19 protein-coding genes and 1 tRNA gene are annotated in these 23,781 nt (G+C 56.2%); 16 read left to right on the forward strand and 4 right to left on the reverse strand.

Annotated features, from left to right (window positions below):
• The first annotated feature begins 56 nt into the window (after positions 1-56).
• Both ACR0AJ_RS09035 and ACR0AJ_RS09040 read left to right on the forward strand, forming a co-directional pair.
• Positions 57-545, forward strand: coding sequence for an Lrp/AsnC family transcriptional regulator (locus tag ACR0AJ_RS09035; protein ID WP_480740656.1), 489 nt, complete (start codon positions 57-59; stop codon positions 543-545).
• A 140-nt stretch (positions 546-685) separates the two neighbouring features.
• Positions 686-1,087, forward strand: coding sequence for a helix-turn-helix domain-containing protein (locus ACR0AJ_RS09040; RefSeq protein WP_480740657.1), 402 nt, complete (start codon positions 686-688; stop codon positions 1,085-1,087).
• A gap of 242 nt (positions 1,088-1,329) precedes the next feature.
• Here ACR0AJ_RS09040 and ACR0AJ_RS09045 read toward each other — a convergent pair whose 3' ends face one another.
• Positions 1,330-6,447, reverse strand: coding sequence for a RecQ family ATP-dependent DNA helicase (locus ACR0AJ_RS09045; RefSeq protein ID WP_480740659.1), 5,118 nt, complete (start codon positions 6,445-6,447; stop codon positions 1,330-1,332).
• Between the two features lie 817 nt (positions 6,448-7,264).
• Between ACR0AJ_RS09045 and ACR0AJ_RS09050 the strand changes: the two genes are divergently transcribed.
• The 3 genes from ACR0AJ_RS09050 to ACR0AJ_RS09060 all read left to right on the forward strand — a co-directional run bounded on the left by ACR0AJ_RS09050 (position 7,265) and on the right by ACR0AJ_RS09060 (position 9,840).
• Positions 7,265-8,155, forward strand: coding sequence for a LysR family transcriptional regulator (locus ACR0AJ_RS09050; RefSeq protein WP_480740661.1), 891 nt, complete (start codon positions 7,265-7,267; stop codon positions 8,153-8,155).
• Between the two features lie 106 nt (positions 8,156-8,261).
• Positions 8,262-8,885 carry an NAD(P)H:quinone oxidoreductase gene (wrbA, locus tag ACR0AJ_RS09055; protein WP_170350022.1) on the forward strand — a complete coding sequence of 208 codons (624 nt, stop codon included), beginning with the start codon at positions 8,262-8,264 and terminating at the stop codon, positions 8,883-8,885.
• 58 nt (positions 8,886-8,943) lie between these two features.
• Positions 8,944-9,840: an EamA family transporter gene (locus tag ACR0AJ_RS09060; RefSeq protein WP_480740663.1), complete on the forward strand. Its 897-nt coding sequence runs from the start codon at positions 8,944-8,946 to the stop codon at positions 9,838-9,840.
• Between the two features lie 820 nt (positions 9,841-10,660).
• Here ACR0AJ_RS09060 and ACR0AJ_RS09065 read toward each other — a convergent pair.
• Together ACR0AJ_RS09065 and ACR0AJ_RS09070 are read right to left on the reverse strand one after the other, a co-directional pair.
• Positions 10,661-10,737 (reverse strand) — tRNA-Pro (locus tag ACR0AJ_RS09065).
• 114 nt (positions 10,738-10,851) lie between these two features.
• Positions 10,852-11,967: a THUMP domain-containing class I SAM-dependent RNA methyltransferase gene (locus tag ACR0AJ_RS09070; protein WP_480740664.1), complete on the reverse strand. Its 1,116-nt coding sequence runs from the start codon at positions 11,965-11,967 to the stop codon at positions 10,852-10,854.
• Positions 11,968-12,255: 288 nt separating this feature from the next.
• Here ACR0AJ_RS09070 and ACR0AJ_RS09075 point away from each other — a divergent pair, with 288 nt between their 5' ends.
• From ACR0AJ_RS09075 to nqrF, 6 genes are read left to right on the forward strand one after another with little or no spacing between them, the layout of a single operon-like run.
• A complete protein-coding gene (locus ACR0AJ_RS09075) occupies positions 12,256-13,599 on the forward strand; it encodes a Na(+)-translocating NADH-quinone reductase subunit A (RefSeq protein WP_226689493.1) in 1,344 nt (447 codons plus the stop codon).
• Between the two features lie 5 nt (positions 13,600-13,604).
• Positions 13,605-14,813, forward strand: a complete 1,209-nt coding sequence (locus ACR0AJ_RS09080) for an NADH:ubiquinone reductase (Na(+)-transporting) subunit B (protein WP_170350026.1) — start codon at positions 13,605-13,607, stop codon at positions 14,811-14,813.
• The gene (locus ACR0AJ_RS09085) at positions 14,806-15,633 is read left to right on the forward strand and encodes a Na(+)-translocating NADH-quinone reductase subunit C (protein ID WP_170412109.1); all 828 of its coding nucleotides are present in this window, start codon (positions 14,806-14,808) and stop codon (positions 15,631-15,633) included. The genes ACR0AJ_RS09080 and ACR0AJ_RS09085 overlap by 8 nt, the downstream gene beginning before the upstream one ends.
• Positions 15,633-16,286 (forward strand): NADH:ubiquinone reductase (Na(+)-transporting) subunit D, encoded by a 654-nt coding sequence (locus tag ACR0AJ_RS09090; RefSeq protein WP_170350028.1) that lies wholly within the window; start codon positions 15,633-15,635, stop codon positions 16,284-16,286. The genes ACR0AJ_RS09085 and ACR0AJ_RS09090 overlap by 1 nt, the downstream gene beginning before the upstream one ends.
• Positions 16,286-16,894: an NADH:ubiquinone reductase (Na(+)-transporting) subunit E gene (nqrE, locus tag ACR0AJ_RS09095; protein WP_170350029.1), complete on the forward strand. Its 609-nt coding sequence runs from the start codon at positions 16,286-16,288 to the stop codon at positions 16,892-16,894. Before ACR0AJ_RS09090 ends, nqrE begins: the two co-directional genes overlap by 1 nt.
• Before the next feature lie 10 nt (positions 16,895-16,904).
• Positions 16,905-18,128: an NADH:ubiquinone reductase (Na(+)-transporting) subunit F gene (gene nqrF / locus ACR0AJ_RS09100; RefSeq protein ID WP_170394674.1), complete on the forward strand. Its 1,224-nt coding sequence runs from the start codon at positions 16,905-16,907 to the stop codon at positions 18,126-18,128.
• A 75-nt stretch (positions 18,129-18,203) separates the two neighbouring features.
• Here the strand turns inward: nqrF and ACR0AJ_RS09105 are convergent, their stop codons facing one another.
• Entirely contained in the window at positions 18,204-18,728 is a 525-nt protein-coding gene (locus tag ACR0AJ_RS09105) for a CBS domain-containing protein (protein WP_170350031.1), read from the reverse strand.
• A gap of 125 nt (positions 18,729-18,853) precedes the next feature.
• Here ACR0AJ_RS09105 and ACR0AJ_RS09110 point away from each other — a divergent pair, with 125 nt between their 5' ends.
• The 5 genes from ACR0AJ_RS09110 (at position 18,854) to gpmI (ending at position 23,748) form a co-directional block, all read left to right on the forward strand.
• Positions 18,854-19,039: a hypothetical protein gene (locus tag ACR0AJ_RS09110; protein ID WP_170350032.1), complete on the forward strand. Its 186-nt coding sequence runs from the start codon at positions 18,854-18,856 to the stop codon at positions 19,037-19,039.
• Positions 19,040-19,105: 66 nt separating this feature from the next.
• Positions 19,106-20,131 (forward strand): FAD:protein FMN transferase, encoded by a 1,026-nt coding sequence (locus ACR0AJ_RS09115; protein WP_170350033.1) that lies wholly within the window; start codon positions 19,106-19,108, stop codon positions 20,129-20,131.
• Positions 20,132-20,146: 15 nt separating this feature from the next.
• Entirely contained in the window at positions 20,147-20,389 is a 243-nt protein-coding gene (gene nqrM, locus ACR0AJ_RS09120) for a (Na+)-NQR maturation NqrM (protein ID WP_170350034.1), read from the forward strand.
• A 64-nt stretch (positions 20,390-20,453) separates the two neighbouring features.
• Entirely contained in the window at positions 20,454-22,142 is a 1,689-nt protein-coding gene (locus ACR0AJ_RS09125; RefSeq protein ID WP_480740668.1) for a sulfatase-like hydrolase/transferase, read from the forward strand.
• An 88-nt stretch (positions 22,143-22,230) separates the two neighbouring features.
• A complete protein-coding gene (gene gpmI / locus ACR0AJ_RS09130) occupies positions 22,231-23,748 on the forward strand; it encodes a 2,3-bisphosphoglycerate-independent phosphoglycerate mutase (protein WP_480740669.1) in 1,518 nt (505 codons plus the stop codon).
• Positions 23,749-23,781 lie beyond the last annotated feature (33 nt).

Genomic DNA, 23,781 nt, shown 5'->3' on the forward strand with positions numbered 1-23,781 from the left:
TAGTTTGCGCCTTGAGTTTGGGCTAATGATTTCAAAGTATGCCAACATAAGGGTAAATGTTGGCAGATTCTGCTAAGGATGAGGGCGAAGTGGACGCTAAGGACAGGCAAATCATTCGAGCGCTGCAACGTGACGGGCGCATGACGAACCAGGATCTTGCCGATGAGGTGAACTTGTCTCCATCACCGTGTTTGCGCCGGGTCAAAAACCTTGAAGCCAACGGAGTGATAAAGGGATACAGCGCCGACGTTGACGCTACCGCGTATGGGATGGCCATTACCGTCTTCGTGCGCATCAGGTTGGAGCGACACAACGAAACGGACGTTCAGAACTTCGAGAAACGCGTTCGGATGATCGATGACGTTCTTGAATGCCATGTGCTGACCGGGGCAATGGACTACCAATTGCGGGTTTTGGTATCGGATCTCGAGGCCTACGAGGAATTTATTCGCCACCGAATTCATCCGATCGGTGGGATAGCCTCGATCGATACCAGCTTTGTCTATGGAACAGTAAAAAAGACTTCTGTTTTTCCGCCCGGATAGATGGGCCGCCTTAGAATGGGTTATTACCAAATGGCTAAACATTTACTCTGATTGATTTTTTCCTGTCGCAACTTCCCATTGTCATCATCGCTATAGAGAAAACATGCAGCACGTGCTGCGTCACTTTTGAGAAGATTGCGATGACCAAAAAACCGTATGAAGAAACCCGGATGGTCAAGTATGTCGAACGCAGGGTGCTGGAACTGAAACCAACCAAGAGCCAGGCCGAGATCGCAGCGCAGGTGGGATATGTAAGCCCGAACATGATCACAATAATTAAACAGGGTAGTTCCAAGGTGGCACTGGATCGCGTCCCGGCCTTGGCGAAAGCTTTGGAATGCGACGCTGCCTACCTTATGCGCCTCGCAATTGAGCAGTCGATCGGCCTGACTGCAGCTGAGGCAGTTGTCGAGGTGTTCGGAGAACCTGTCACGTCGAATGAACTTGGCTGGCTGAAAGCAATACGCAAGGCCTCCAACAACACCGATCCTCGGCCGACCAGCCGGTCAGAGACGACGATCAAGACTATCTTCGGGAGGTAAGAGCCATGTATGACCAGAGAGATGTCCTGACATTGAATGAGCGCGCCTGGTTGCGGTTCCTCCGTGACGTGAGCAACGGAAGTGATCCTGAGCCGACCCTACGGCGAGTGCAGCTATTGCGGCGCATACGCGAGCTCTCGGAGAGCTTGATGAAAATGCATGGCGTGACGGCGGTGAGGAATGGTTGAAGTTCTGAGCTTCGCCGGATCCCTCTGAAGACGTAAAATTTTTTGGGTGAAGTCCTAGTTGACGGACACAAACACGAGCTCCGGCAAAACCACCTCCCATGCATCGCGGCGGAGCGTGTGGTGGAATGCTTCCCCAGAGTCTTCTTTTCGCCATGAAAGGATAGCTGCGATTTCTCCGCGCTCAAATTTGGTGTTTGGAGGTGCAGAAAAGGATTTGGACATACGGCCAAGCACACGCCCATTTTCGTCGCGTAGCAACCAAAAGTCGCCATCCTTTACCAACGTTACAGTATCGCCAACGCGGGCCTCTTGGATAGCGATGAGAGAGGCGTGACCCGGGCACTGGCGTCCAGCATAGGACAGATCAACCATCCTCGCCTCAGCTGCCCGAAAAAAGCGGCGGGGACCGGGCAATGCTACCATGTCAGGCGTAACGCGACGGGTCAGAACCGAAGGTGCTCCTGTTGGCAAGTATTCATGATTGTCGTTGCTCATTACTACAAGGCTGCGGCGGGCACGGGTCATGGCAACATAGAACAGGCGGCGGGGGGCGTCCTGATCCTCGGATCGCGATGGGCGTTCCCATCCGCCATCCAGAATGACCACATCGTCAAATTCCAATCCTTTTGCGCGGTGTGCGGTCAGCAGTTTCAACCCCCGCTGTTCGCCCCAACTGTCGCGTGCCCATTCCGCGAACCATTCGATGATGTCGGGAACGGGCAGGCTACGCGCGCCCACTTCGCGTGCCAGAAGACCCAGCCCCTCGCCAATCCGATCTGTCCAGCGTGAAGTGGAAATGGTGTTGAGAAGGTTGGTCAGCCGTTCCAGAGTATATAGTTCAGTAGGTGTCTCGCGCAGGGCTTTGACAAACGACTGCATCTCGCGCATGCGCCAGAGACTGGGCATGTTTTCGTTTGCCATTTCAACCGGTATACTGAAGCTTTCGGCAAAATCGCGCACGGGTATCAGCTTACGCCAATCGCGCGAGATAATAGCGGCGCGTGACCACGTCCAATCAGGGTCAAGTCGAGACAGCCGGATTAGTTCCTCCAATGCGGCCATGGCCTGCGAGTCATTCCCTGGGGGACATTCCAGGATTTGCACACGACCTTGCGCGACTGGGTCCAATTTGGCCAGCGGCCCACCTGGGTCAGCCTTTGTCCGAGCATGATCTACGCTGATATCATGGCCCAGTTTCATTCGCGCGACGGCCCCCGCGATCACTGCGTTGGCGGTGCTTATAATGTGGCCGGTTGAACGATAGTTTTCAGTCAGGAAAACCGGTTTTGCGTTGTAGTCCTGCTCAAATTGACGAATGTAGCGGATCGAGGCGCCGGAAAAGGCATAAATATTCTGGTCGTCATCGCCCACCGCGAAGAGACTGAGCCGCAGATCCGGATCGTCCAGAGTGCGCCCTGCCACGGCAGCAATCAGCGCGTATTCATCGGGGCCGATATCCTGATATTCATCGACCAGAATCCAGCGATAGCCCTGAATCAGCGTGTCACGCAGCGCCTCGGCTTCATGCCTGCTCAAACCATCGCCGCGCAGCAGGGCCGCAGCCTGTGTCAAAAGGCCCTTGAAATCAGGCGTGTCGGTTGTTTGCGCGCCCACAAAACTGGCGCCGACCAGCCGCATAGCTAACGAGTGAACTGTCGAGATGGTAACAACTGCCGCATCATCGCCAACCAATCGACGCAAGCGTTCACGTATTTCTGCTGCCGCGTGGCGGTTGTAAGCCAGCACAAGAATGCCGCGCGGGTCCTCACGTTTGATACGAAGAAGATAGGCTATGCGGTGGACCAAAACACGCGTTTTGCCCGAGCCCGGCCCTGCCAGCACCAGCACGTTGGTTTGTTCGCGGTCGTCGCGCACAATCTGTTGCTGCACCGGGTTTCCCAGATCTTCGACGATGGCTTTGTAGGTGGCCCCAGTTGCCTGACGTCGAAATTCTGTCCCGCGCTCAGGCATCCATCGGCGCATGAATGCGTCCTGTTCCAGCACGAAATAGTCGTCGGCCAGCCGATGCGCTGTTTCGATGTTCTCCAGCCCCTTTTCCGCGTAAGCAGCCATTACATGGGTCTGGATCGTTTGTTCGGTATAGTGCTCCTCAAGCGGAGCGAAGTGCTTGACAGTAAAACCACCACCCTTGGGTCTGAGATGCATTGTCATGGCGGGGCGGAAAACGGACAGCCCTCGGCCTAGCGTCAGAATCTGTTGTTCATGTTGCCACAGCAAGGCGCGATCCATTAGGCGATTTGGGTCCTTCACGGCGTTCCGTAAAAGGCTATCGCCGGTGATAGAGGACAGCATTGCACCCAGCGTGGTTTCGACCTGAAGGTCCTTGCCACGTATGCCTTTGGGCACAAGGGTCAGAAGATGTGTCAGCAAGCGCTGTGCACCCTGACGGCGCAACTCGGCGGTTTGAGCTGTCACGTCCCAAGACCGCTGCAACCGCACAAGGATGCTACCATGTGCTGATTTGCGTAAAGAGATGTTGCCGCGCCCCCCCTCCATGTCGCGTCCATCCTGTGCCATGCCGCGCAGCAGGGTCTCGACCAGATCCGGACGCACCTCGCCATGGCCCAGCTGTCGCAGTTCATTACAGGCATCAGAAGGGCTGAATGGGATTGGCTCTGCATGCTCGGCATCGGGGGCCATTTCGCGCATCAGAGCGACAAGATTCTCCTCGAGCCGCGCGGCCTGTTCTAGTCGCGCCTGCGAGGCATCAGCGACACCGCAATGAACGAAGATGGTGATATTGGTATCATCGCTGGCAATGCCAAATGCTTCAAGATCAGACAGCGCTTTGCGCAACGCGGTGGTCGAAAGCCCGCTTACCCCGGCCAATTCGTCGGTGGAAACGCCCTTGTCCGCCGGAGAGTTGACGATGTGGCGCACGATATCCAGAAGCTGCTTACGCCGCGTGCCGGTGATATCAGGACCATCCAATATCGCGGCTGCCGCTTCCAGACTGCGCACACGCAGCGAGGCGGGGAAAACCTGCACGTTGTTTTCTTCGCGCCGTAGAAGGCTCGCCTCTTCAAGCCAGGCGATGGCGGTTTTGACGCGTGTATCATCGGTCGCGCTGTCGCGCACAAATTCGTGGTCCTTTTCCTCGCGGACGATCTCGCCGGGCGTCGCGACTATCTTTCCTTCGTCCCGGGTGCGCCCATCCAACCGCCGGAGAGCATTTAGGATTGCTCCGATCTCATGCCGGGCAAGGCGGGAACGGGCCGAAAGGCTGAATTGACGCTCGACATCTTCGGTGTTGAACAACAGCACACAGTTGGCCGGGTCTCGGTCGCGTCCGGCACGGCCTGCCTCTTGCAGGTAGTTTTCCAACGAACCTGGCACATCACCGTGCACCACAAGGCGGATGTCGGGCTTGTCGATCCCCATGCCAAAGGCGTTGGTGGCTGCAATCACCCGCAATTCGCCCACGCGGAACTCTTCCTGAATCTCGCGCTTTTCTTCAGGCGATAGGCCGGCGTGGAACCGCTCTGCGCTCACGCCTTGTTGCTTGAGAAATTCAGCCACGCGTTCCGTCGCGCCGCGGGTCGCGCAATAGACTACGGCACCCGAGGCACCTGAGGCCGGCAATCCCTGTTCGATTGCGTTCAAAATATCGGACAGTTTAGTGGCGCGTTGCGTTTCGCGCACCTCGAAGGAAAGGTTCGAGCGCGACGCACCCCCATCAAGCAGGGCCAAGTCCAGGCCCAATCGAGTTTTGAAATGCTCCCTTATGTCGCGCACGACTTCTGGCTTGGCGGTGGCTGTCAAGCAAAGGATCGGAGCTGGGGCATCGCCTGAGTTTTCCTTTATGAACCGGCTCACATAACGGTAGTCTGGTCGAAAATCGTGGCCCCATTTTGAAATGCAATGTGCCTCGTCCAGCACCCAGAGGCCGATCTCTCGTTGAGTCAGCACACTTCGAACCGCTGTACTGCGGAGTTGTTCGGGTGAAATCAGCAGGATCGCAGCATCGCCCATGCGCACTTTGTCCAGTGCCTCATGCCTTTCCGGCAGCGACAGCAGACCGTTGATAGTGACGGCCGAGGATATCCCGGCTCTCGCCAGACCCTGCAGCTGATCGGCCATGAGTGCGACAAGCGGCGAGATGACGACGGTCAGCGCACCGGTCTTGTCGAACCGCGAAAGGGCTGGAATCTGATAGCAGACTGACTTGCCAGTTCCGGTCGGAAGAATGCCCAGAACGCTTTTTCCTGCCATCGCCTCAGCCACAATGCGTTCCTGCAAGGGTTGACCGAATTCGTCCACGGGTTCGGGTCTGAAAGAAGGAAAGCCAAACCAGCGATCAAGCGCGCGTTTAGGATCGTTGTTTTCGACACACCACTGGCAGGCGGCATCGTTACAGGCGGCCTCTCGCAAGTGGCGCACAATCAGTGAAGCCTCGCGGAACTGCATTCGGACCCAGGGTGGCATGACACTGTCGCCGCCAGCCACCGAAATCCACGACAAGGCATAGGCCATGGGCCAGGCGAGGTTAGGATTTTCCATCCGACTAAGAGTCTGTTCAAGCCGATGCAAACAGACCTGTCCAGCCAAAAGGCGGCGAACGGCGTCAAAAGCCTCTTGTTCATTGGGTCTGCTAATGCCACGCACAGCAGTAAAAAGTGCGTCAAACCCTCCGCTGCGTGGGGGGCGTGTGGCAAGGAAATGATAGGCTGCCAGCGCATCTGGGGTCGCGGTGTTTAGCTTGGCGAACGCCTCGATCTGGTTTTGCAGAACGTCGAAGACTAGACGTGCATCCTTTTCGGGATCGTTGACATGACCCGATTGCAACCGTCCGTCGTGATAGTGTTTGACTAAATGGTGATAGGGGTTGCGCGGGAAGGCCAAAGGATTGAGCCAGAGTGTGTCGATTGGTGCCTCTGCCAAGGCGGCAAAGCGAGGCGCAGCAGCGGCCAGGTGAGGCAGGTCGTGGTGCAAGATGTTGTGGCCGATGACACTGTCGAAACCTTTACAATATGTGTCGAGGTGCGACAGTGCTGAGGCGGAGCTGCTTTTTTCAACTAGAGCGGGTCGGGAATCATCGTTCGTTGTGGCAGCGAATGCGAATATCCGAGCGGACTTAGGATCCACTTCCAGGTCAATCGAAACACAGCGCTCAAGAAAGCGCGAAATGTCCACGTGACCGTTCGTTATCATTGCTCGCCAAATTTTCTCTTTCAGTGTCTTCTTGATAGCTACCGGATTACAGACAAAAGAAAAGGTGCGTTTCAAATTGCTCTTCGCAATGTGGATTCCTCGCAACCTCAATGGTTGCAAAAGGTTGAAAAAAGTTTACATCCGAACTCTCGGGATCGACGGAATGTAAACTTTTCGACCTCAAAAACACCCCAAAATCAGGCCAAAGGTTTACACTAAGTTGACAGATTTCGGCTCAAAACCAGTTTTTCAGACCAAAATGTAAACCTTTGATCCAGACAAACCCAAAAAACAACGGATCTTGGAAAACACATATCTGAAGACAGGCCAGAAAAGCGCGTTCAGCGACGAAACACAGACCAGACGACCCAGACACACATAAGAGAACGGACGTAACTCAGGCCTTCTCACAACGCTCCTGAGAGATGAACACATTGAGAGCGTAAGCACAGGTCTATGCCAGGCAGTGTCCTGAGCTACTCCAGAGAGAAGAAACCGACGATTGCTAATAGTGGGGGAATAGTCGTGAATAGTGAGCTGCACCGCGTAGAGGCTGACTGGGTCTAGATATACAAAGTAGTGCTAGTTTCGTCCTAAAAGCTGGTTGTCTAAACAAGAGGCTGGTGATGGGGAGATCGTAGCGAGGAGCTCTCAGAACCGAAAAATGTTCCCGAGCTCTAGTTCACAGGTGTGATGGATGCTCCGCAAACAGAATTGAACTGGCTCAGCTCAACCTGAAAGAATGTGATTTTGGGCATGTCATAGACCCGATCTATCGCGTAACACGTCAAAAGCAGCTTTTTCGAAGGGTGATATCTTGGACAAACTGTCAGTCATGCAAGCTTTTCGCCGCATCGTTGAACGCGGTAGCTTTGCCCGTGCGGCGGAAGACCTTGGTGTCTCTCCTGCGCTTCTCAGCAGAGAAATCAAGCTTCTGGAAGAAAGTCTGGGAACCGTCCTCCTCACCAGAACGACCCGATCCATGTCACTGACTGACACCGGCAGTCTCTATTACCAAGATGCAATTGGGATTCTCGACGCGGTCAAAAAAACGGAACAGACCATCAGGGAAGGTTCAAAAGCGGTGCGTGGGCACCTTCGGGTGAATGCGTCAAGTTCATTCGGCCTAACCGTTATCGCACCGATGCTTCCAGAATTCTTAGAAGCCTATCCAGATCTGCGATTTACTCTTTCGATGGACGACAAGGTGATCGATATGGTCGAGGGCGGGTTCGATCTGTCGATACGAATCCGAGCCGCGATGCCGGACTCGGCCCTTGTTGCGCGACGGATCGGCGTGATGCGACAGCGGATTTTTGCGTCTCCTGACTATTTGGAGCGATGCGGGACACCGACCCAGCCGGCGGATCTAAAAAAAAACCACGCGATCATTGGCTTTTTGCTTGCTGATCATTTGACGAGCTGGAAGCTCTCGGCCGCCGAAGGTGTCACAACATTAGAGCTTGATCCGCGCGTGCGCGTCGGCAACAGCCTCGTTTTGCGGGATATGCTGATAGCGGGGCAAGGCATCGGAACATTGCCCGAGTTCGTCTCTGATGCTCCCGAAGCCAGCGGGGCCTTGGTGCGAGTTCTTCCTGACCACGAACTGCCTGCGCCAGAAGTATTCGCCGTTACAGCATCTCGCTTGGGAATGGACGCAAAGGTTACAGCCTTTCTTGATCATCTGCGCCTGGCTCTCAGGTCCTGACATTATTCAATACAGGTAAAGAGTGATGTCAAAGAGCGCGCCTTAATTGGCGGCGCAACAAATTCCATTCTCTCAGGGAACAAGTCACAGCCCTGAGAGGTATCCTATGTCACGTATTCTCGTTCTCTACTATTCAAGCTATGGCCACGTCCGCACATTGGCCGATGCCGAAGCTGAAGGCGCCAGAAGTGTTCCCGGCACTGAAGTTGACATTCGGCGTGTGCCTGAAACCGTGCCTGAAGAGGTCCGGCAGCAGGCTGGCTATGTCGTAGATGATACACCTGCCGCCTTGCCGACAGATCTGGAAAACTATGATGCAATCATCATTGGAACACCGACCCGATTTGGCATGATGGCTGGCCAAATGAAGTCCTTCCTTGACCAAGCCGGAGGGCTTTGGGCCAGGAATGCACTGGTTGGTAAGGTCGGAGCGGTCTTTGCATCAACAGGTTCGCAACATGGCGGGCACGAGGCCACCCTTCTGACAACGCAAGTCCCTCTTCAACACTTTGGGATGCTGATTGCCGGAATGCCCTACACATTTGCTGGCCAGACTACATCAGAAGATATCATTGGCGGCGCACCATATGGTGCCGGAACGATCGCCGGTGCTGATGGTTCCCGCACACCTACCGAAACCGACCTAGCCGGAGCGCGGTTCCAGGGTGCTCATGTTGCAAGGATTACAGCATGCCTCGCTGGATCAAACCTGCAAGCGGAAGCAGCGTAACCCGCGCGCCTCTGAAATCTGACTCAAATTCTGAAACGCCTCAGCCGGGAGACATATAATGTCACGCTCAACCGATATTCTTCTCACCTCACTCGCCCCAGCGGTATGGGGAAGCACTTATCTTGTAACTACCGAAGCGCTCCCGGCTGGCTATCCGATTACCCTGGCTGCGTTACGAGCTCTGCCTGCTGGCTTGTTGTTGCTTGCAGTGACGCGCTGCGTTCCACCACGGGAATGGCTCGGCCGAACTTTCCTCTTAGGCAGCCTCAATTTCGCTCTGTTCTGGGTGCTTCTCTTCGTTGCTGCGTATAGGTTACCTGGTGGCGTGGCCGCCACCCTAGGATCGTTGCAAGCAATGATCGTGATTTTGATGGCGTGGGGATGGCTGGGAACACCAATCCGACTTGGTGCTCTTGGCGCCGCCGCGACTGGCGTAATGGGTGTGGCTCTGCTGCTGATTGGACCAGAAGCACAACTTGATTGGATCGGTATAGCAGCGGGTTTGGGAGGAGCCGCGTCAATGGCTGCTGGCACTGTTCTAAGCCGGAAATGGCAACCTCCGGTCTCGGCGCTGAGTTTCACAGCGTGGCAATTGACAACCGGTGGTTCGATACTGCTGCCAGTCGCACTGTTCCTTGAGCCGCCTTTACCTGCGCTCAGCGCGACAAATGTCGCCGGTCTTTTTTGGCTTGGGTTGATTGGTGCTGCAGCAACCTATGTTCTTTGGTTTCGTGGCATAGCACGCCTGGAACCCAGTGCAGTTTCGATGCTCGGCATGATGAGTCCTGTTACAGCTGTCGTGCTCGGCTGGGTATACTTGGGACAAACGCTTAGCCTCACTCAGTCGATAGGAGCAGTCATAGTTATTGGCTCTGTTGTGGTCGGCCAGAGCGTGAGTCGAAGGGACAATTCGAGTTTGAAAAAATGGAGACCAGCAACAGCTGGATCTGTCTGATGGGTTTAAGTCGCAAACATTGGGTCCGATCACGCAAGTGGGCGAGGAATGGCTCAGCGCCTCGCTCAAGCCCGTTTGTCAGATCCCTGGAATATCGAAGTCCTAGGTTTCCCCACGGATGATTAAGGGGATAGGTTCTGGGTCCGCAGCATCCGGACGGTCCAAACCTCCTGTAGCAAAGGTCACATTGTGGCCGAACTCGCTAAGTGCTGAGGGCGCTCAGGGTGCGCGTTATAACATCAGCGCTGTCTTGCGTCGAAAACTGCGTTGGACGCAGCCAGTGAACGTCCTAGCCAGCCTATTGATGTGCATAGGAGACTACGGCATTGCGCGCGTGTTCTATACATATCTACTGGTCCCGTGTGCCAAACGCTAAACTCTCGCGCTCAAGATAAAAGTGCATTTCGCCCTGGAAATCACCTTGTGGGCGAGGCTGAATTTTGGTATTTTTAAGAAGCCGTTACGGCAGCAGCAAGCAGTCAGCCAAGAACAACGCGTTTCGATGCCTATGTTCTTTGACACCTCATACCAGACCAACAAGAAACGCCGGCGCCGGGAAAATGACCGGGCAGCGAGTCACCTATCTGGAAGGTGCAGGAAAGATCACTTTGGATCGCTCCCCGGTGGAAAGCATCGGACGACCCAAGTGGTTGCCGCCAGCCGTATGACGAAATGGCACAGAAAGACGGTTGCAATGTGCATCGGGCTTAGATCTACGAAAGGCTGCCAGTGCGTTGGAGTTCGACTAATGCTCATGTTCAACGAACCTCGGATTACTGACTTACAAACAACAAAGGCGCCCTTGGGCGCCTAGTTTTACTGGTCGGAGTGAGAGGATTCGAACCTCCGACCCCTGCCTCCCGAAGACAGTGCTCTACCAGGCTGAGCTACACTCCGACCGTGGCGGGTGATCTATACCCGAGGAATCGGATGTGCAAGGGGATTATGGGACCAAATGCAGGATTTCGTGCCCAGCAGAAACTGTCCTTTGCGCCACCGCTGCATTAGCAATTAGGGTAGGGGATCCGTGCGGTACAGCCGGATTTTCGTGCCACCGTGATCGACGACTGGCCCGGCAGGGAGCAAAGGCATGCGCGTGGCCCGGGCTAGTGATTGATTGCTGGTCACGATACCCACCCGCCAGCCGCTGAACCGCGACATCAGAACCTTGCCCAGGCTGCCGTACAGAGAGCGCAGGCGTTTCTCGTCCCCGATTCTTGCACCATAGGGCGGGTTGACGATGACCAGACCCGTGGAGCCCGGTGGCGGCTTGATGTCACTGACCGACTGGCACTGAAACCGGGTGTGTGCGGCAACCCCAGCTCGATCGGCATTGGTGGCGGCGGCCTCGGCGGCCCCGGCATTCCGGTCCGAGCCGTAAAAGACAGTGTCCAAGTTTACCGGCGGTCCGTCTTTGCGCAGTTCGGCCCAAGCGCGCGGATCGAATCCGTGCAGGTCTTCGAAGGCAAAACGGCGGGATCGGCCTGGATTCAGCCCGGCTGCGATCTCGGCTGCTTCTATGACGAACGTGCCTGAGCCACACATTGGGTCCAAAACAGGCTCAGATCCATCAAAACCACATTCTCGCAGAAACATTGCAGCCATGGTTTCGCGCATCGGGGCCTTGGCCACCGCCGGTTTGTGGCCACGCTTGTGCAAGGGCTCGCCAGAGGTATCGACCGAGAAGGTGCAAATGTCTTTTTCGATGCGAAGCAACACGCGCAGCCCGGCGTCGGACGAAATCGGCGCACCCAGCGTTTCGGAGATCGCCCGCTCGACCCTTTGGCGGGCGGCCCCGGCATGATAGATGCGGGATTTCCGGCTTGTAGCCTCAACCTTGACCGGGATGTCGGCACGCAGAAAATCGGACCAGGGGAACTTGCGCGCCCGCTTGTCGAGCTGCGCCAAATGTACTGCCGGAAATGTGCCCATCCGGACCAGTACTTTGTTGGCACCGCGCAAACACAAGTTTGCTCGCCAAACCTCGGGCCAACCGCCATGGCAGCTTATCCCGCCGGGTACAATTTTGGCATCTGCGAATCCCTTTTCGACGGCTTCGGCCTGCAAAGGCGCCTCAAGCCCGGGGGTGGCCACCAGAAAAATCTCAAATTCGCGCGTCTGTTCCATTGGGCGTGCTTACACTGGAAGGGCACTGGGCGCGACCAGCAATTTTTGGGCGCTAAAATGGAAACATTTCAAAGGAAAGTGAAAATCATTGTGTGATTTTGGCGGCAACGGGTTTGCTTTTAGCATCATCCCCGCGTAAAGGAGCCCAAATCGGAAGTACGCCCGCGGAATTTGGACGCATTTCGACGCTTTTGCGACGACTGTTAAAAAATCCTGCGTTATTGTCCGACACTGTTAAAGTGTTGGTCTAACCGGCGCAGATAAAGAGGCTTGGAAGACAGTAGCAACATGCAAACTTTCAAACTGAAAAAAGGGTTGGAGCTGCCGGTGCAAGGCGCGCCGGATCAAACCATCCAGCCGGGACCTGAATTTAAAACCGTTGGGGTATTGGGCGGGGATTACCTAGGCCTGAAACCGCGCATGCTGGTGCAGGAAGGTGACGCGGTTCAGCGCGGTACGCCGTTGTTCTGCCACAAGGATGCGCCCGAGGCGATGATGGTCGCCCCGCTGAGTGGTAAGATCGTGGCAATCAATCGCGGTGCGCGCCGTGTATTGCAGAGCGTCGTGATCGAGGTTTCGGACCCGAACGATACAGGGATTGATTTCTCGGGTGTGGGTAATGCGGACAGTGCCGAAGGCGTGACGGAAAAGCTGTGCGCGGCCGGTCTTTGGACCGCCTTCCGTACCCGGCCCTATTCGAAATTGCCGATGCCGGGTACCACTCCGGCCTCGATTTTCGTCACCGCCATGGACAGTGAACCGTTGGCGGCAGACGCGGCCGTAATCATTGCCGATGCCGGTGAGGCCTTTGCAGCCGGTTTGGCCGCAATAACCAAGCTGACCGAAGGCAAGACCTATCTGTGCCACAAGGAAGGCGACGCCATTCCGGGCGCGGAAGTGCCGGGGGTCGAAGCTGCGGCTTTCTCGGGCCCGCATCCCGCCGGATTGGCCGGGACGCATATTCATTTCCTTGAACCCCTGGCGGGGGACAAGCAGGTCTGGACCATCGGTTATCAGGACGTGATCGCCATTGGTCGCTTGATGCAGTCCGGTCATCTGGATCCGAACATCGTGATCGCACTCAGCGGCCCGGGCGCGCGTCAACCGCGTCTGATCCGCACCGTCATGGGTGCTTCGACCGACGATTTGACCAACGACGAGATCGACGTGGATGGCACTCCGCGCATCATTTCGGGGTCGATCCTGTCGGGTACTCAGGCTGAAGGACCAACCGCATATCTGGGACGTTTCGCGCGTCAGATCAGCATCATCCGCGAAGATCACGACCAAATTCCGATGGGCTGGATTCGTCCGATGCCGTCGAAATACTCAGTTCAACCGGTGCTGGGCTCGGCATTTTCGCACAAACTTTATAAGTTCACCAGCAACCTGAACGGCGGTCGCCGCGCGATGGTGCCGACCGGTGTGTTTGAGCGGCTGATGCCGCAGGATTATCTGCCAACACAACTGCTGCGCGCGCTGCTGGTGATGGATACTGACAGCGCCCAAGCGTTGGGTGCGATGGAGTTGGACGAAGAGGATCTGGGCCTTGTCGGCTTTGCCTGTCCGGCAAAATATGAATACGGGCTGGCGCTGCGCGACTGCCTGACCAAGATTGAAAAGGAGGGCTGATCCAAATGGGTTTGCGCAGCTTCTTCGATCGGATCGAGCCGAACTTTACCAAAGGCGGCAAGTACGAGAAGTATTTCCCCATCTACGAGATGGTAGAAAGCTTTATCTACACTCCGAAAACCGTCACCACCGTCGCCCCGCACGCGCGGTCCTACATAGATATGAAGCGGATCATGACTTATGTCGTGATCGCGACGATCCCCTGTATCCTGTGGGGGATGTGGAATACCGGCTATCAGGCCAACAGCGCGATTGCGGCGCTTGGCCCGGATGCGGCAACTGGCTGGCGTATCGCTATCCTGCAGGCATTTGGCATCTCGCTGGACCCGTCCAGCATCTTCGCCAACGTGATGCACGGATTGATGTATTTCCTACCGATTTACATCGTAACATTGGTCGCGGGCGGTATCTTCGAGGTGATCTTCGCCACCGTGCGAGGGCATGAAGTTAACGAAGGTTTCCTTGTTACCTCAATGCTTTACACTCTGATTATGCCCGCATCTGCCCCGTTGTGGCAGGTGGCTCTGGGCATCATCTTCGGTGTGGTCATCGGCAAAGAGGTGTTTGGCGGCACCGGTAAGAACTTTCTTAACCCCGCTCTGGTCGGGCGTGCTTTCCTGTATTTTGCCTATCCGGCGAATATGTCGGGCGATACAGTCTGGACCCCGGTTGACGGATTTTCCGGTGCAACGGCGCTGTCGGTTTCGGCGTCCGAAGGCTATCAGGCACTGGCGGCTGAGGGTCTGACCTGGTGGAATGCCTTCATGGGCTTCATGCAGGGCAGCTTTGGCGAAACTTCCACACTGGCTTGTCTGATTGGCCTGGGCTTCCTGTTGGTGACACGTATTGCGAACTTCCGCCTGATCGTTGGCTGTCTTGGGGGAATGATTGTCTTTTCCCTGCTGCTGAACCTGATCGGTTCGGACACTAACCCGATGTTTGCAATGCCGTGGTACTGGCACCTGGTCGTTGGTGGCTATGCCTTTGGTCTGGCCTTCATGGTCACCGAACCGGTTTCGGCCAGCCACACTAATCTGGGCCGCTACATCTATGGCGCGCTGATCGGTGTCATGGTTGTGATGATCCGGGTGATTAACCCGGCTTTCCCCGAAGGCATGATGCTGGCCATTCTGTTCGGCAACGTCTTTGCACCGCTGATCGACTATTTCGTCGTTCAGGCCAACATTAAACGGAGGGCGCGTCGCCATGTCTGATACGCAATCCCCAGACAATAACGAGGCACCCAAGGGGGCGATTGCCAAGTTCCTGGCAGCCTCGCCGGATTCGGTCGGCAAGACGATCTTTATCGCCGTCGCTGTCTGCCTTGTCGCCTCGATGGTCGTGTCCTCGGCTGCTGTAAGTCTGCGCCCCGTGCAAGAAGCGAACAAGCTGAAGGACAAGCAGATCAACGTCCTGCAGGTCGCGGGTGTTTATGAACCCGGCGTCGACGTGACCGAAGCCTTCGCCGCGTTTGAGCCGCATGTTGTGGAACTGTCCACCGGCGAATTCGTCGATGACCAATTTGATCCGGCCACCTTTGACGACATCGCAGCCGCAAGTGATCCTGAGTTGAGCGTTGCGCTGGACGACGACCCGGCCGGGATCGGCCGCAAAGCTAAGTATCGTGTGATTTACCTGCTGCGTGATGATGCGGGTGATCTGGACAAGGTGATCCTGCCGCTGCACGGCTATGGTCTGTGGTCCACGCTCTATGGTTTTATCGCGCTGGAAAACAACGGCAACGATATCTACGGCCTGCAATTCTATCAGCATGGTGAAACGCCGGGCCTTGGGGCCGAGGTGGACAACCCCCGCTGGAAAGCGTTGTGGAGCGGCAAGAAACTGCGTGATGACGCGGGTGATCTGCAGATTACCGTTGCGAAATCGCAACCAGCAGCTGGCCCCGACTTTTACGTCGACGCGCTGGCCGGTGCCACACTGACCTCGGTTGGTGTCGATAACCTGGTGAAATTCTGGATGGGTGATGCGGGCTTCGCTCCGTTCCTGGCCAAACTGCAAGCAGGAGAGATTTGATGTCCCAGACCAAGAAAGAAATGCTGGTCGACCCGCTTGTCGACAACAACCCGATCACCCTGCAGGTGCTTGGCATCTGTTCGGCTTTGGCGGTGACCTCGTCACTGCAGGTGTCGTTCGTGATGGCACTGGCGGTGACCTTCGTGACATCGTTCTCGTCCTTCTTTATCTCGTGCCTGCGCAACCAGATCCCCAGCTCGATCCGGATCATCGTGCAGATGGTGATCATCGCCTCGCTGGTGATCTTGGTGGATCAGGTTCTCAAGGCCTATGCCTTTGAGATTTCGAAAACCCTGTCGGTGTTTGTCGGTCTGATCATCACCAACTGTATCGTGATGGGCCGCGCCGAGGCGTTTGCGATGAAGAACCCTCCGGTCGCATCGTTCATCGATGGATTGGGCAACGGGATGGGCTATGGCCTGATCCTGCTGCTGGTCGGTTTCTTCCGCGAATTGTTCGGGGCGGGGTCGCTGTTTGGCGTGACCATTCTGCAAACCGTCAACAATGGTGGCTGGTACGTGCCCAACGGCATGCTGCTGCTGCCGCCATCGGCGTTCTTCATCATCGGTCTGATCATCTGGGCCTTCCGCACGTGGAAGCCGAGCCAGGTTGAAGAACGTGAATACAAAATTCAGCAGGTAGAGGCCCACTAATGGAAGGTCTGATTTCACTGGCCGTAAAGGCCATATTTGTCGAAAACCTTGCGCTAAGCTTCTTCCTGGGGATGTGTACCTTCATCGCCGTTTCCAAGAAGATTTCGACCGCGCTGGGTCTGGGCATTTCGGTGATGCTGGTTCAGGCGATCACCGTGCCCACCAACAACCTGCTGCTGACTTATCTGCTGAAACCGGGCGCGCTGGCCTGGGCCGGGTTCCCGGATGTGGACCTGACCTTTCTTGGCCTTATCTCGTATATCGGTGTGATCGCGGCGATGGTGCAGATCCTAGAGATGATCCTGGATAAGTATTTTCCGCCGCTCTACAACGCGCTGGGGATCTTCCTGCCGCTGATCACGGTGAACTGCGCAATTCTGGGTGGTTCGCTGTTCATGGTGGAACGCGATTATAACTTTGCCGAAGCCGCGACCTATGGTCTGTCTTCGGGCTTTGGCTGGGCGCTGGCGATCACCGCGATGGCAGGGGTTCGGGAAAAGCTGAAATATTCGGATATTCCTGACGGCCTGCAGGGTCTGGGGATCACCTTCATCACCGCAGGACTGATGGCGCTGGCCTTTATGTCCTTCTCGGGCGTGAAACTGTAAGGAGGGACGAATGGAAACTTTTAGCCTTGGCGTCGTCCTCTTTACCCTGATCGTTATCGCGCTGGTAACGATCATTCTGGCGGCACGCTCCAGACTTGTATCCACCGGTGATGTGAACATCACTATCAATGGCGAAAAAACCATCTCGGTGCCCGCAGGCGGCAAGTTGCTGCAAACGCTGGCGGCTGAGAAGCTCTTTGTCCCATCAGCCTGCGGCGGTGGCGGCACTTGCGCGCAATGCCGGGTCAAGGTGCATTCGGGCGGCGGGTCGATCCTGCCGACCGAAGAAAGTCACATCACCAAGCGTGAGGCCGCATGCGGCGATCGTTTGTCCTGTCAGGTTGCGGTCAAACAGGACATGGATATCGAAGTCCCAGAAGAGGTCTTTGGCGTAAAGAAATGGGAATGCACCGTCCGCTCGAATGAGAACGTGGCGACCTTCATCAAGGCGCTGACGCTGGACCTGCCCGAGGGTGAGGATGTAAATTTCCGGGCCGGTGGTTATATCCAGATCGAAGCCCCCGCACACCAGTTGAAATACACTGATTTCGACATTGAAGAGGAATACCGCGAGGATTGGGATCGCTTCAATCTGTGGCAGTACGAATCCGTGGTAAGCGAACCGATCGAGCGCGCCTATTCGATGGCCAACTATCCGGATGAGAAAGGCATGATCATGCTGAACGTCCGGGTCGCTTCGCCGCCTCCGGGTTCCGAAGGTATTCCGGCGGGTCAGATGTCGTCGTACATATTCAATCTGAAACCAGGCGACAAAGTCACCATTTCGGGTCCGTTCGGCGAATTCTTCGCCCGCGACACGCAAAAAGAGATGGTTTTCATCGGTGGTGGTGCCGGTATGGCGCCGATGCGCAGCCACATCTTTGATCAACTCAAACGTCTTGAAAACCGTGATCGCAAGATCAGCTTCTGGTACGGCGCGCGGTCCAAGAAAGAGATGTTCTTTGTCGAGGATTTCGACACGCTGGCCGAAGAGTTCGACAATTTCGAGTGGCACGTGGCCTTGTCCGACGCGCAGCCCGAGGATGACTGGAAAGGCTATACCGGCTTCATCCACAATGTGCTGTTCGAGGAATACCTCAAGAACCACCCCGCGCCCGAAGATTGTGAGTTCTACATGTGTGGCCCGCCAATCATGAACCAGTCGGTCATCAACATGCTGCTGGATCTGGGTGTGGACCGCGAAGACATTATGCTCGACGATTTCGGCGGGTAAGAAACGAAAAACCGGCGCATTCAGCGCCGGTTTTTTTAAAAGCCGCAAGGTTGCTGGCCTTCTAGATCAAAGCCATTAGCCGACGATCATCTGCTTCATGCGAAGCGCCTCGTATTCCAGCTCTTTGAGGCGGAAATGCACAACGTCTCCAATTGTGATCACGCCGCACAGGTTGCCATCGCGAAGCACTGGCATGTGGCGGAACCGACCGTCGGTCATGGTTTTAAGAACATCATCCAGCAGATCGTCCGGCGAACAAGTCTTGACCTCGCGCGTCATCAGATCCTCGACCGCTTGAGGCAACGTCTGGCCGGGCGTATCCGCCATGCGCCGTACGATGTCGCGCTCGGACAGGATGCCTTGCAATGTGCCGTTCTGGTCGGTCACCAGCACCGCCCCAATCCGCTTTTCCTTCAGCGTATTGACCACTGAATGGATCGTATCGTTCGGGCGGACCGAAAACACCGCATCCCCTTTACCATCCATCAGCTTGGCCACAGTTGTCTGCGCATGCGACAAGTTCGATTCCGTCGATTGGCTGTACGTGGTCTTGTCAGCCTTGTCGCCGCGCTTGGGGGCTTGGTAAGAGGTCGGGGCCATGGGCAATCTCCTTCATGGTTCTTGCAAAGTCTTTCCCTTTTACCTTAGCGCAGCTAAACGACCTGTATAGGGTGCAATTGTGCTGATCGGCAGAAACCCCCATCAAAAAAAGGACGCTTAAGCCTTTGAACGACCTGTATCTTACCCCGCCGGTGGCTGCCTTGATTTTCTTTATAGTGGTCGTGTGCGGCCATAATTTCCGCAAGACGTGGAAACAGCAGCCGCTGGGATGGCAGAAACGGGCCTGGCTGTTTGGTGTGCCGGCGGGAATTGGCCTTTTGGTACTGGGCTTTTTGCCGCTGAAACTGTGAAGTCGATTTGACTCTGGCGGGGGTGGCTGGCATATGCCGGACACTGATTTTCCAGGAGATCGCCCCATGCGTCTTGTGCCAGTTTTGGCCGTCGTCACTTTGCTGTCCGGCTGTCTGTTCGACAAAGAGCCAGAGGTGGTTCGCCTATCGGGCGAAACGATGGGAACAACCTTCAACATCACCGCAATTGGCCAGGACCTGGACGAAAACGCGCTGGCTGTGGCGGTCGAAGAAACTCTGGCAGACGTTAACGCCAAGATGTCCAACTGGGACCCGAACTCCGAGGTCTCGACCTTTTCCGCCGCGACAAGCACCGAACCGGTGCAGGTTTCCGCAGAATTTGCACAGGTGATGGCCGCCGCGAATGATGTGCATGAAAAAACCGGCGGCACCTTTGATGTCACCCTTGGACCTTTGATCGAACTGTGGGGCTTTGGGCCCCGCAAGCCGGAAGACCCGGTGCCTTCGGATGTCGAAATTCTGAAAGCACTCAACGGCGTCGGGCAGGGGCGTTTGCTAACTCTGGATGCCAAGGCGGGAACGCTGACCAAATCTGAACCCGGTGTTGGGATCAACCTGTCCGCTATTGCCAAGGGTTATGGTATCGACGCGGTGGCCAAGACCCTGCGCGACGCCGGGATTGAAGATTATCTGGTCGAGATCGGTGGCGATCTGGTCACCATGGGGCAGAACGACAAGGGCGAGGCCTGGCGCATCGGTATCGAAAAACCACAAGCGGGAGCGCAGACCTATCAGCTGATTGTGTCGGTCAGCGATCTGGGCATGGCCAGCTCGGGCGATTACAAAAATTTCTTTGAACAAGACGGTGTGCGGTATTCGCATATCATCGATCCAACAACCGGGCGCCCTATCACGCATCGGACAACATCGGTGACTGTTCTGGCTGAAAACGCTATGATGGCGGATGCATGGGCAACTGCGATGCTGGCGCTGGGGCAGGAAAAGGGCCTTGAGCTGGCCGAAGAACATAAACTTGCTGTGTATTTCATCTCGCGGGATGTGACGGGTGGCGAAGAAGCCTATATCACGGTACACAGCACCGCGTTCAAAGACGCGCTTGAGACCAACTGACTGGTAGGTACCACAATGAGCACCTTTATTCTGGCCTTTATTCTGCTTGCCCTTGTGATGGTAGGTATGTCGTTGGGTGTTATGCTGATGGGCAAAACCATCAAAGGCAGTTGTGGTGGCCTGAACGCGATCTCGGGCGCGGACAAATGTGTGGTCTGCCACAAGGACATTGATCCTGACAGCCCGTTGCGTGATCAGTTGCAGTGCAAACGCGCCAAGAAGATGCTGGAACAGATGGAGCGGCAGGCCGAAGCGTAAATTACGCTTCGCTGCGGGCCGGGAATTGGCTAACTAAGTCCCTGACTATCGGGGAGGTGCCGCGTTGGCCAAAGCCAAAAACATTCTGTTCATCATGTTCGACCAGCTGCGCTGGGATTACCTGAGTTGCTACGGCCATCCGCATCTGCACACTCCGAACATTGATCGTTTGGCCGCGCGGGGTGTGCGGTTTGACCGGGCTTTTATCCAGTCCCCCATTTGCGGTAGTTCACGCATGTCGACCTATACCGGGCGCTATGTGCATTCGCATGGTGCGTCCTGGAATGGCATCCCGTTGAAAGTGGGCGAGATGACGATGGGCGATCATCTTCGCAAGGCCGGGATGGGGTGCTGGCTGGTCGGCAAAACCCATATGCGTGCGGATGCCGAAGGCATGGCACGGCTGGGGCTGGAACCCGACAGCCTGATCGGTGCCCGCGTGGCAGAATGCGGCTTTGACGTGTTTGAACGCGATGATGGGATGCGTCCCGAGGGGCCGGACGGGTTTTACGATCCGGACGGGGCCAGGGAATACAACAAATACCTCAGCGCCAAGGGATATGAGAGCGACAACCCCTGGCACGACTTTGCCAACTCGGGGCTAGATGCGGATGGCAACGTCCTGTCGGGCTGGTTTCTGAAGAATTCCCCCGAACCCGCCAATATAGCCGAAGAAGACAGCGAAACCCCGTATCTGACGGGTCGCGGAATAGACTTTATGCAATCGCAGGACGGCCCATGGTGTTGTCACCTGAGCTTCATCAAGCCGCATTGGCCTTATATCGTCCCTGAACCCTATGCCTCAATGTACGGTCCCGAACATGTGCTGCCTGTGGTGCGATCCGAGGTCGAGCGCCAAAAAGCCCACCCGGTACTGCGGGCCTTTATGGACACGAAGATCGGCCAGACATTCTCGCGTCAGGATGTGCGCGAGGCGGTGATCCCCGCTTATATGGGCCTGATCAAACAGGCCGATGACCAGATGGGCCGTCTATTCGACTGGATGGAGAAAACCGGCCGGATGGACGATACGATGATCGTGTTGACCTCGGACCATGGGGATTTTCTGGGCGATCACTGGATGGGGGAGAAGACCTTCTTCCACGATGCCTCGACCAAAGTGCCCCTGATCATCTACGACCCGTCAGCCGATGCCGACGCCACGCGCGGCACTGTCAGTGATGCGCTGGTCGAATCCATCGACCTTGCCCCGACTTTTGTGGAGGTTGCGGGGGGCGATGCGCCTTTGCACATCCTCGAAGGGCATTCCTTGCTGCCGATCCTATACGGGCAGCAGGAAGAGACCGCGCGCGATGTGGTGATCTGTGAATATGATTATTCGGCCTCACCGATTGCCGATACACTGAACGCCTCGGTCCGGGATGCGGTGATGTTCATGGTTGCCGACAAAAAGTGGAAGCTGATCCATTGTGAAGGTGGCCACCGGCCGATCCTGTTTGATCTGGAAAACGACCCGGACGAGTTGATCGATCTTGGTGAAAGCGCGGATCATGCCGAAATTATCGACCGTATGTACGATTACCTTTTCGCGTGGACGCGCCGCGCCTCGCAACGGACCACGCGTTCGGAACAACAACTGATCGATATGCGGACCAAAAGCCGCGGCAGGGGTGTTGTTGTCGGGGTCTATGACGAAAACGATGCTCCGCTGAATCTGACCGTTAAGTACCGGGGGCGCAAGGCTCGGCCATTCACCGAATATATCGGCAAGGAAAAACCGCCCCGGCATTAAATCTGCCCACCACAGGCCAAAAGGCGGTTCACCCGCCGATGGTCAGGCGGTAAAAGATCGACCAAGAGCAGAAATCCGGAGAGCTATAATGACCGCCCCCAAACCCGTTGTCCTGTGCATTCTCGATGGGTGGGGCCTGTCCGAGGACACCAAAGCCAACGCGCCGTATCTGGCCAATACCCCTACGTTCGACGCAATCATGGCCAACGGGCCGCATGCCACTTTAATAACGCACGGGCCCGATGTTGGCCTGCCCAGCGGTCAGATGGGCAATTCCGAGGTCGGCCATACCAATATTGGCGCGGGCCGCATCGTGGCCATGGATCTGGGTCAGATTGATCTTGCGATCGAAGATGGCTCATTCTTCGACAACAACGCCCTGCAGGACTTCATTGCCAAGGTGAAGGCCGCGAGTGGTACAGCGCATCTGATGGGGCTGGTTTCGGATGGTGGGGTGCATGGGCATCTGAACCACATCATCGCAGCGGCCAAAGCCATCACCGATGCGGGCGTTCCTGTCGCGCTGCACGCGATCACGGATGGGCGCGATGTGGCCCCGAAATCGGCTTTCACCTACATTGCCGAGCTTGAGGACCGACTACCCGAAGGTGCGCGCGTTGTGACTGTCAGCGGGCGCTATTTCGCGATGGACCGCGACAACCGCTGGGAACGCGTCAGTGAGGCCTTTCAGGCGATGATCAAGGGGCAGGGGCGGACTGCGGCCACAGCCCACGGTGCGGTTGACCACGCCTATAACCAGTCGGAAACCGACGAGTTCATTGTGCCGACGGTTCTACAAGGCTATGACGGCGTAAGTGATGGCGATGGTGTTTTCTGCCTCAACTTCCGCGCTGATCGGGCGCGCGAGATTCTACGCGCGATTGGCGAGCCGGATTTTGCTGATTTCGACACCGGTCCGCGCCCGCACCTGTCTGCGCTTTTGGGGATGGTGGAATACTCGGACGCTCACAATGCCTATATGACAACCGTGTTCCCAAAGCGCGATATCGTGAACACGCTGGGCGAATGGGTCGCTAAACAGGGGCTGCGTCAGTTCCGCTTGGCCGAGACCGAGAAATACCCGCATGTTACGTTTTTCCTCAACGGTGGCAAAGAAACGCCCGAAGTGGGCGAAGATCGTTTTATGCCGAAGTCACCAAAAGTGGCGACATATGATTTGCAGCCCGAAATGTCCTCGGCCGAGGTTACCGCAAAGTTTGTCGAGGCGATCAAGGCCGGGTACGACCTGATCGTCACCAATTATGCCAACCCCGATATGGTGGGTCACACCGGTGATCTTCAAGCCGCAATCAAAGCCTGTGAGGCGGTGGACCAGGGCCTGGCACAGGTGGTTGCCGCGCTGAAAAAGGCAGGCGGTGCGATGATCATCACTGCCGACCACGGTAATTGTGAAATGATGGTGGATCCCGAAACCGGCGGACCGCACACCGCGCATACCTTGAATCCCGTTCCCGTGGCGCTGGTGGGTGGGCCGGAAGGTTCCACGTTGCGCAATGGGCGTCTGTCCGATCTGGCACCGACCCTGTTGCAGTTGATGGGCCTTGAACAGCCACCCGAAATGACCGGCAAGAGTCTGTTGTTGTGACCTTGCGCGCGCTTCTTTGGGCAGTGCTGTTTG

This window comes from Ruegeria sp. CJ9 (assembly GCF_056536625.1).